Source organism: Schnuerera sp. (genome assembly GCF_035459645.1).
Classification (GTDB): Bacteria; Bacillota; Clostridia; order Tissierellales; family Tepidimicrobiaceae; genus Schnuerera.
Genome location: NZ_DATHXO010000239.1, coordinates 1 through 10,121, shown reverse-complemented (window position 1 = coordinate 10,121; position 10,121 = coordinate 1). Strand labels below are relative to the sequence as shown.

The following is a 10,121-nucleotide window of genomic DNA, read 5'->3' as shown; positions in this document are numbered from 1 at the left end:
TAAGTTACGGGATCAAAACTTCCAGGATAAATTACTACCATTTATTGCATCCTCCTTATTTATTTTTTAGTATAAAAACTTAAAGACTTATGCCCATAGTTTCTATAATCAATCTTGGTCAAATTATATATATTCTCTTTTAATATTAAATCCTTTTCATGTTCTAAGATAATAATACCCTCTTGAACTAAAATATTACTCTCATATATTTTTTTCAGGGTCTTATCAATTAAATTATGACCATAAGGAGGATCTATAAAAATGTAGTCAAATCTTATATCTTTTTTTTTGAAAAAGTTAATAGATTTAATAGCCTCATTTTTAATAATTTCTCCCTTATCTTTAAATCCTGTGTGGTCTAAATTGTCTTTTATACAGCGAATACTGTCCAATGATTTGTCCACAAAGTAAACTTTCCCTGAACCTCTGCTAAGGAATTCAATTCCAATAGAACCAGAGCCAGCAAATAAATCTAAAACTATAGAATTTTCTATAATATTTCTTAATATATTGAAAAGAGACTCTTTTATTCTATCTTCAGTAGGTCTAGTATCCTTTCCCTTTGGACTTTTTAATCTAAATCCTTTTTTACTACCTGATATAACCCTCAAAAAACCACCTCATATCTTTATAGAATATATTTTATCATACTTTATACAAAAATTCCTAGTGTTAGTTTAAAATTAAATCTTTTGCCCTATCTTTAAATAAATCAACAATACTTTGTCTTAAAAGAAAATTTTTTTCTTCTAATAGATAAGTGTCTTTATCAAGTATATCTTTTGCCTTTTTCTGTGCCAATTTTAACACTTCCATATCTGTAAATAGGTTTGCAATTCTTAAATCTGGCAGGCCATGCTGTTTAGTGCCAAAAAATTCACCTGGCCCCCTTAGCTCTAGATCCTTTTCCGATATATAGAACCCATCTGTAGATTTTTGAAGTATTCTCATTCTTTCCCTAGAAATTTTACTATTACTTCCGTTAATAAGGATACAATAAGACTGATGTTCACCTCTTCCTACTCTTCCCCTTAGTTGATGAAGCTGGGCTAATCCAAACCTTTCCGCATTATAGATTACCATTATATTAGCATTTGGTACATTTACTCCTACTTCAATAACAGTAGTAGAAATCAATATATCTAACTCTTTTTTAGAAAATCTATCCATTATATAGTCTTTTTCTCTAGACCTCATTCTTCCATGTAATAAACCTACATTAAAATCTATATAGATTTCATCCTTTAGACTAGTATAAAGCTCTTCAGCTGATTTAACATTTAAGGTATCACTTTCTTCTACTAATGGACATACAATATAGGCTTGTTTACCTTCTTTAATTTGTTTTTTTACAAAATTATGAACTCTATCTATTATGCTAAAACCTACTGCATATGTCTCTATCTTCTTCCTACCTGGAGGTAATTCATCAATTATAGAAATATCTAAATCTCCATATAAAATCAAAGCTAATGTTCTAGGAATAGGAGTAGCAGTCATTACCAATACATCTGGACTTTTGCCCTTTTTACTTAATATTGCTCTTTGTTTTACTCCAAATCTGTGTTGTTCATCAGTTATTGCTAATCCTAAATTATTGAATTCAACTTTTTCCTGTATTACTGCATGGGTTCCCACTAATACATCGATCTTTCCTTCTTTTAAATCTTCTAAAATTTTTTCTTTATTTTTATTTGAAAGACTACCTACTAAAAGTTCAGATCTAATATTATATTTTGCAAAGAAACTAGAAATAGAATCATAATGTTGCTGAGCTAAAATTTCTGTAGGTGCCATCATAACTGATTGATAACCAGCTTTCCATGCTTTAAACATAGCTAATAAAGCAATAATAGTTTTTCCTGAGCCAACATCCCCTTGAACTAATCTGTTCATCTGTTCATGTTTCTCCATATCTTTTTCAATCTCTTTGAATGTTTTCATCTGTGCTTTTGTTAATTTAAAAGGTAAATTTTCTATAAATGTATTAATTTCTGCCATTTGGGGAAATTTTATTCCTTGATTTAACTCTTTTGTTTTGCTCTTAATTAAAAATAATCCTAATTGTAAAATAAGCAATTCTTCAAAAACAAGTCTTCTACGTGCCTCAAGATAGTGATTTTTATCTTTAGGGAAATGAATGTTTTCTATGGCTTCTTTAATAGGCATTAATTTCAACTCTTTCCTTACATAATCTGGTAATCTTTCTTTGATTTTGCTGCTATAATCTCTGATTGCATTTCCAACTATTTTAATCATTTCATTATTGGTCAAATTTTCTGTCAAAGGATAAATAGGGATGATCCTACCAACCTTGCTATTTCCTCTTTTCTCAAAAGACGGATTTGATATTTGCACCTGGTTATTAAATATACTAACTTTTCCATGAATAGCAATTCTATCTCCTATGGAAAGTTTATTCGCTATATAATTTTGATTAAACCAAACTAATTGGGCAGAACCAGTATTATCTTTTGCAGGTATTTTTAATATAGTCAAATTTCTTCTGGTTTTTAATTTAGTCGGATATCCGCTAATTTGAACATTTAAACTGATTTTTTCTCCTTCAACACATTCAGAAATAGTTTTAAACTCAGATCTATCCTCGTATTCTCTTGGTACAAAATATAATAAATCTTCTATAGTATGTATATTAAGCCTTTTTAGTTTTTTAGCCCTCTTAGGACCAACTCCCTTTACATATTGAACCATCATGTTTACCCCTCCTTAAACCCTTTTATTTCTTCATAAAAAAGCCCCACCTTTTGGCGGGGATTTTATTCTATTGAAAATATATAATAGTAAAGTGGTTGGCCACCAAAAATTATTTCTACATCATAATCTTCAAACTCTTCTTCTACTTTTTCAGATAATTTTATAGCCATATCTTCTTCTATTCCATTACCGTAAAAAATTGTTATCAATGAAGAATCATCATCAGCAATGTTTTTTAATAAATCAAAGGATACCTCTTCAACATCGCTACCAATTGAAACTATTTCTCCCTTCGAAATACCAATAATATCATCTTTATTTATTTTTGATTCTTTTATTTCAGTATCTCTAACAGCATAAGTAACCTGACCGGTTTTTACATGGGCTACTGCTTCTTCCATATTGGATAAATTATCATCTATGTCTAATTCTGGATCAAAAGATAGCATAGCTGTAATACCTTCTGGGATGGTCTTTGTTGGAAACACGTATACATTTTTTTCGCTTAATTCTTTTGCTTGATCTGCAGCCAATATTATATTGCCGTTATTAGGGAATATAATAACATTTTCTCCTCTAACGTTTTCAATAGCTTTTAAAATATCCTCGGTGCTAGGATTCATAGTCTGACCACCAGGTATTATATAATCTGCATCTAATTCTTTAAATACTGTATCCAAACCTTCCCCTATAGAAACAGTAATAAAACTATATTTTTTTGTTTCTACATCCCCATTTATATCATTTTCTGAACTTTCTTTTTGTTCATGTTCCATTATGTGACTATGCTGGTATCTCATATTATCTATCTTTATATCATTTAATTCACCAATATTTAATGCTCTCTCTAATACTTGACCTGGATTATTAGTGTGTATATGAACTTTAATCAATCCATCACCACCAACAACCATTAAAGAATCCCCAAATTTAGTTAATTCTTCTCTAAAGCCTTCATAGTCATCTTTGTGCGTATTGATCATAAACTCAGTACAATAACCAAATTCAATATCTGAAGTTTCAACATGGGATGTAATGGGTTTTGCCTCAACAGCTTCCATCTTGAAAGTATCTAAGTTGATATCTTCTTTAGTAGTTATAGCATTATAAGCTCCAGTTAATACAATAATTAAACCTTTGCCACCAGCATCTACTACCCCTGCTTGTTTTAATACAGGCAACATATCAGGCGTCTTATTAAGTACCTGATTACCATGTTTAATAACTTTCTCCATAAAAATCAATACATCTTTTTCTTCTTGTGCCAACTCTAATGCATAGTCAGCACAACCCTTTGCTACAGTTAATATAGTACCCTCTGTAGGTTTCATAACAGCCTTATATGCAGTATCAGAAGCTAATTTAAAAGCTTCTGCCAAATCCATAGTATATACTGTGTCTTTGTTTTTTAATCCATTAGCTAGACCTCTAAATAACTGAGAAAGAATAACACCAGAATTTCCTCTTGCTCCCATTAAAGAACCATTACTGGCTGCTAAAGCAACTTTTCCAGCACCATACTCTTCCAAATTCAATATTTGATTAATTGCTGATTTCATAGTTAAAGACATATTAGTCCCTGTATCTCCATCTGGTACAGGGAAAACATTTAAAGAGTTTACCTCTTCCTTGTTTTCCTCTAATAGTTTTGCAGATCCAATAAATGCTTTTTTCAGCATAGCACCGTCTATAAATCCAATCTTCAATTGTAGTACCTCCTTAAACTACTTTTCAACTCTAATTCCTTGTACATATACATTTATTTTACTTACTTTTAATCCTGTCAAGTTTTCTACGTTAAACCTTACCTTTTCAATGATATTTTCAGCAACTACAGATATTCTAATTCCATATTGGAGTACAACGTGTAAATCAATCAATATTTCGTCTTTATCTGTGTATATTTTAACCCCTCTAGATAAATTTTCTCTTTTCAAAAGTTCAAAAAAACCATCCGTTGCATTTTTACTCGCCATACCTACTATACCATAGCTTTCCATTGCTGAAAGTCCTGCAATAGTTGCAATTACATTGTCGTCTATATCGATACATCCAAATTCATTCTTAGTTCTAGCTGGCACAAAATCGCCTCCTTATAAAAAATTATCAATATTATCAATATAGTATATGGGTATATTTTACCTTATAATACTAAATAGTTCAACCAATTACTTTTAACTATTTGATTAATCTATAATTATAGTTGCCTTTTTATTGTTTATTGTGTTAGAATATAATATGTTATTATATAAAAGATAAAATATACCAATATATTTTTTATTCAAATGAGGAGGTGTTTGTATGGCAAGAAGATGTGATATATGTGGAAAAGGAAAAACTTTTGGAAACAAGATTACTTTTTCAAATAGAAAGAATAACAGAAGTTGGTCTCCAAACATCAGAAAAGTAAGAGCAGTTGTAAATGGTACCACTAAAAGAATTAATGTTTGTACTAGATGTTTAAGATCTGGTTATGTTGAAAGAGCATTATAAAAAATAAGACTTCCATTATTATTGAGAATGGAAGTCTTATTTTAGTTTCAATAATAGAAACCCCATAAATATCAATATTATTCCTATTAAAAATAATAATACTTCGATAGGGATTATATTTATAATAATAACTACCCCTACAATACCTAATGCGAATCCTATTATCTTCTTTGATTTATGTCTGTATCTATAATAGAAACGCTTCATAATTTCACCCCAGATTTACCTTTACTTTATAGTATTCTCAAGACTACATTTAGTTACATAAAAAATAAACCTTAACCCTATTAGGCTAAGATTTATTTTTTCATTTTAATCCTTAGATACAATTGCTAAACATTGGCCCTTGTTAAGCACTATATATCCTTTATTTTTTATAATTTTATTACTTACTCCATAGGAAGAACCGAAATCAATACCTACCTTATCCAACTCATATTCAAAACCTTTTAATGTAATTACTATTCCAGAATTAGTGATAGGAATTATAGACAAAAAAGAATTTTCATCTTTAGTCAATATCAGTTCTTTATCAACTAAATATACTGTATTATTATCGTCTACAATTTTGCCATTAACCCCTTTTTGATTTAGTTTAGTCAATAATAATATATTGGCTAAACTGTGATCAATTCTGCTACCAATTGCCCCTACTATTGTTATATCCTTAAAACCTTCACCAATTAAATAATCAATAGATAATTCAGCATCTGTTTTATCCTTTTTTGTTGGAAATTTGTGTATAGGAATATTGTGTTTATATATTTGCCTTAAAATATCCTCGGAAATTGAATCTAAATCACCGATAACCATATGAGGCATCAAGGATATTTTTAAACAATAATTAGTGCCGCCATCAGCAGCAAGTATGAAATCCGATTCTTGAACTAATTCTTTTAATCTTTCAAGATTCTTAATATTCCCATTTAAAATCAGTAATGCTCTCAATTTAATCATCCATTCTTTTTATTTTTCTATTCTGCTTAATGGTTTCCAGATCAATGACAGAATAATAGCAGAAACTATAAACTCTGGAATCAAATAACTCGCTTGATATCCAAAAGAATATATCCAAGGATTTTGAGTTCCTGCATATTCACTAAAGAATATTACTCCTGCCAGTAAATGGCATATAAATCTTCCAGCAATTGCTAATAAAACTGACAAAATTATTTTGAAATAGCTTCCATCTTTAGCTTTTTCAATAGAATTAGAAAAAACACCTGCTAATCCAAGAAAACCAAATGCTATTGGATATTCTAATATGGCTTGGGTTGGACTAAAAACCCATCCTCCTAACATTAATTTTAATAACCCAAAAGTTATTCCAGCAGTTATCCCAGGACCAAGTCCCCATCTCATAGCAAACAACATGATAGGAATCATACTACCAGCAGTTACAGAACCTCCTTGAGGAGCTTCATATACCTTTATTCTACTTAATAAAATAGATAAAGCAATCATAATACCTGCTTCCACTAACATTTTAGTACTCCATTTTTTCATTTACAAATACCTCCTTAAAAATAAAACCCATTACCAGAAATAGGTAATGGGTAGATAAACTAACTAAAACACTTTCCTACGCTAGAATTACCTAGTTCAGGTTTAAAGGGTCGGGATTATTCCCCTCTCAGCCACTTAAGGCTCCCCTAGTGATAAATTCAATATTTAGTTGATATATACATTATATCATATAAAATATTATTTTCAATTATAATTCTTTAAAGATTCTAGTTCTTTCTATTACATCTTTAGCTTCAAAAATACCAGAGCCTACTACAATTATATCCAATCCATAATCGATTATTTTTTTAGCATTATCTAACTTTATTCCACCATCAGCTTCAATTAAGATATTTAAATTATTATTATCTACAATTTCCCTCATTCTTTTTATTTTTCTTTCCATCGAACTTATAAACTTCTGTCCTCCAAATCCTGGGTTGACAGTCATTATTAAAACCAAATCTATATATTCTAAAACGTACTCTAAACTATCTATAGAAGTTGCAGGATTCAAAGCCACTCCCGCTTTCACACCATAGGATTTTATTTCCTCTATTGTTCTATGTAGATGGGTAGTCGCCTCCTCATGAATTGTAATAATATCTGCTCCAGCCTCTACAAAATCTTTTATATACCTTTCTGGTTTATCTATCATCAAATGAACATCAAAAGGTACTTTTGTAATTGTTCTTAACTTATTTACAACAGGTGATCCAAAGGTTATATTAGGAACAAATTGACCATCCATTATATCTAAATGAATATAGTCAGCTCCACCCTTTTCTAATTTCAATACTTCCTCTTTTAAGCTTCCAAAATCTGCTGATAATATGGAAGGTGAAAGCTTTGCCATATTAAAACCTCCTAATGTTTTTTATCTCCTCTAAAAATCGTAAATAATTCTCATATCGCATTTTACTAATATTACCATTTTTCAACTGTCTCTTTACTTCACAATTTGGTTCTTTACGATGTAAACAATTAATGAACTTACATTTATCATTATAATTAAGCATTTCAACAAAATACTTACTTAGTTCTTCTTCTGACTTAATAAAATCTAATTTTAATGAACTAAACCCAGGAGTATCAAGAACATAGGATTTAGAACCAATGTCTATCAATTCAACGTGGCGGGTAGTGTGTTTCCCTCTAGTAGTTTTTTTACTTACGTTACCAGTCTTCAAATTCAGCTTTGGATGAATTTTATTTAACAAAGATGATTTCCCTACACCTGAGGGACCAGCAAAAACTGTTATATTGTTCTTTAAAATTTCCTTTAATTCCTCTATTCCTTTTCCAGTTTTTGTACTAGTCTTAATAATTGGATATTTAGTATTGCCATAAATAGTATCAATAACATCAATTTCCTTTTTTAAACATAAATCTACCTTGTTGATGCATATTCCTATACTTAAATTTTGATGTTCCGCCATAACTATGAACCTATCTAATAGCCAATAGTTTATGTCTGGATTTTTAATACTCATAATAATAATAGCTTGAGTAACATTTGCTACGGGAGGTCTTATTAATTGGGATTTTCTCTCCATAATCTTTTCAATATATCCTGTATTATCCTCTTCACTTATACGTATTAAGACATTATCCCCAATTAGAGGTGTTATATTTTGCTCTCTAAAAACACCTCTAGCCCTACATTCATAAACGTCATCTTGAGTTTTTACGTAATAAAATCCACCAATCCCTTTTATAATAATACCTTCTATCATATAAAACCTCCTAGCCCTCAGGATGAGGTAGTTCATCTATATAAATATCATCGTAATAGAATTCAAAATAAGCATCAAGTTTACCCTCTAAAGGTATTTCAACAGATTTACCATCCACCTTATGAACTTTATTATATACGACTTCCCTATTTCCATCTTGAACCCTTAATACCTTTATTTCTACTTCCTCCTCCTCACTTGCAGGTGTTATACTAACTGAGAAAGGAATCTCTTTATCAGTATCTTCTGGTTCAGGTTCCTCGGCTGGTCCAGTGCTAACATATATGTCGATAGCAGTATTGGCTTCTATTTCAGTACCTTGTTCAATACTCTGCCAGAACACTATACCTTCATCATATTCATCATTAGGTTCTGGAACAGCTTGGTCTAATACTAACCCATAAGCTACTAAGGCATTTTTTGCTTGTTCCTCGCTAAGACCTATTAGCTTTGGCATTATAACATATTCTTTTTTTGGTCCTTGACTAACTACAAGATTGATCTTAGTTCCTTCTTCTACTTCAGAATAAGCGTCTGGACTTTGGCTAATGATAATATTCGCCTCTACAGTATCACTATAGTCATAATCTACAACTTCTACTAAATTTGCCTCTTTTAATAAATCGTCTATTTCACTTATATTTTCATTGACTAAATTAGGAACTTTAACTAAATTATTTCCTTTGCTAACTGTAACTTCAATAGTGTATCCTTCTTTAACTTTTTCTCCAGCTTTAGTTCTCTGATTTACTACTTGATCTTTTTCAAACTCATTGTTAAAGACTTCATTTACTACGCTAAATTCTAATCCTAATTTTTCAACTTCTTCTTTAGCTTCTTCCTTATACATTCCTTTTAAATCCGGAACTACTACTTCTGTTGATATAAAATAATCCTTAAGTTTGAAAAAACCTAAAGCTAAAGAACTTACAACTATAAAAGCTAGTAAAATAGCAAGAAAAACAATTTTCAAACCGCCATCACTCTGCTTTTTTCTCCTATTAGATTTTTTCATAGTATTTTCATCCTTATCTTTTACGGCTGGTATTATTTGTGTAGCTTCCTCTATTCTATTAATCTCCTCTAGAGGTAAATCTTCTCCAATATATCTTAATCTTTTTAAATCTGATAACAATTCACCTGCAGTGCTGTATCTATCCACCTGACTTTTTTTTACACATCTCATAATTATATTTTGTAAACCTATTGGCACGGTATCATCCATGTCCCTAGGAGGAATTATTTCTTCTTGTATATGTTTTAATGCTACTGTAATAGGGCTATCCCCTTCAAAGGGAACTTTACCCGTTATCATTTCGTACATAACAATTCCAAGAGAATATATATCTGATTTTTCATCTGTATATCCACCTCTGGCTTGTTCAGGTGAGAAATAATGAACCGAACCTATTACATTAGAAGTATTTGTCACTGTAGAAGTGGTAGCAGCCCTGGCTATACCAAAATCAGTTACCTTTACCCTTCCATCTTCGGTGACCATAATATTATGAGGTTTAATATCTCTATGAACTATATGATTTTTGTGAGCATGTTCCAATGCTTCCGCTATCTGTATAGAATAATTCAGCGTTTCATTTACTGTAAACTTACCTTTTTCTCTAATTAGATCTTTTAAAGTTTTGCCCTCAATATATTCCATAACAATATATT

General features: G+C 30.4%; 11 protein-coding genes and 1 riboswitch. Of the genes, 1 reads left to right on the top strand and 10 read right to left on the bottom strand.

Going from position 1 to position 10,121, the window contains the following annotated elements; genetic code table 11:
• Positions 1-59 precede the first annotated feature (59 nt).
• The 4 genes from rsmD to VK998_RS05625 form a co-directional block, all read right to left on the bottom strand.
• On the bottom strand, positions 60-611 hold the full coding sequence (rsmD, locus tag VK998_RS05640) for a 16S rRNA (guanine(966)-N(2))-methyltransferase RsmD (RefSeq protein WP_325226428.1): 552 nt from the start codon (positions 609-611) through the stop codon (positions 60-62).
• Between the two features lie 61 nt (positions 612-672).
• Positions 673-2,715 carry an ATP-dependent DNA helicase RecG gene (gene recG / locus VK998_RS05635; protein WP_325226425.1) on the bottom strand — a complete coding sequence of 681 codons (2,043 nt, stop codon included), beginning with the start codon at positions 2,713-2,715 and terminating at the stop codon, positions 673-675.
• Positions 2,716-2,777: 62 nt separating this feature from the next.
• Entirely contained in the window at positions 2,778-4,421 is a 1,644-nt protein-coding gene (locus VK998_RS05630; RefSeq protein ID WP_325226424.1) for a DAK2 domain-containing protein, read from the bottom strand.
• Positions 4,422-4,439: 18 nt separating this feature from the next.
• On the bottom strand, positions 4,440-4,796 hold the full coding sequence (locus tag VK998_RS05625; protein ID WP_325226422.1) for an Asp23/Gls24 family envelope stress response protein: 357 nt from the start codon (positions 4,794-4,796) through the stop codon (positions 4,440-4,442).
• A gap of 220 nt (positions 4,797-5,016) precedes the next feature.
• Here VK998_RS05625 and rpmB point away from each other — a divergent pair, with 220 nt between their 5' ends.
• A complete protein-coding gene (rpmB, locus tag VK998_RS05620) occupies positions 5,017-5,208 on the top strand; it encodes a 50S ribosomal protein L28 (RefSeq protein ID WP_325226420.1) in 192 nt (63 codons plus the stop codon).
• Between the two features lie 36 nt (positions 5,209-5,244).
• On the opposite strand, the gene VK998_RS05615 is transcribed toward rpmB, so the two are convergent.
• The 6 genes from VK998_RS05615 to pknB all read right to left on the bottom strand — a co-directional run.
• Positions 5,245-5,415: a hypothetical protein gene (locus VK998_RS05615; RefSeq protein WP_325226418.1), complete on the bottom strand. Its 171-nt coding sequence runs from the start codon at positions 5,413-5,415 to the stop codon at positions 5,245-5,247.
• A 105-nt stretch (positions 5,416-5,520) separates the two neighbouring features.
• Positions 5,521-6,165 (bottom strand): thiamine diphosphokinase, encoded by a 645-nt coding sequence (locus tag VK998_RS05610; RefSeq protein WP_325226416.1) that lies wholly within the window; start codon positions 6,163-6,165, stop codon positions 5,521-5,523.
• Between the two features lie 9 nt (positions 6,166-6,174).
• Positions 6,175-6,714 (bottom strand): energy-coupled thiamine transporter ThiT, encoded by a 540-nt coding sequence (gene thiT / locus VK998_RS05605; RefSeq protein WP_325226414.1) that lies wholly within the window; start codon positions 6,712-6,714, stop codon positions 6,175-6,177.
• Between the two features lie 56 nt (positions 6,715-6,770).
• A riboswitch (TPP riboswitch) is annotated at positions 6,771-6,872 on the bottom strand.
• Between the two features lie 50 nt (positions 6,873-6,922).
• Entirely contained in the window at positions 6,923-7,570 is a 648-nt protein-coding gene (rpe, locus tag VK998_RS05600; protein WP_325226410.1) for a ribulose-phosphate 3-epimerase, read from the bottom strand.
• Position 7,571: 1 nt separating this feature from the next.
• Positions 7,572-8,450 carry a ribosome small subunit-dependent GTPase A gene (gene rsgA, locus VK998_RS05595; RefSeq protein WP_325226408.1) on the bottom strand — a complete coding sequence of 293 codons (879 nt, stop codon included), beginning with the start codon at positions 8,448-8,450 and terminating at the stop codon, positions 7,572-7,574.
• A gap of 10 nt (positions 8,451-8,460) precedes the next feature.
• Positions 8,461-10,121: Stk1 family PASTA domain-containing Ser/Thr kinase (pknB, locus tag VK998_RS05590; protein WP_325226406.1), on the bottom strand; the 1,661-nt coding region annotated here is incomplete at its 5' end.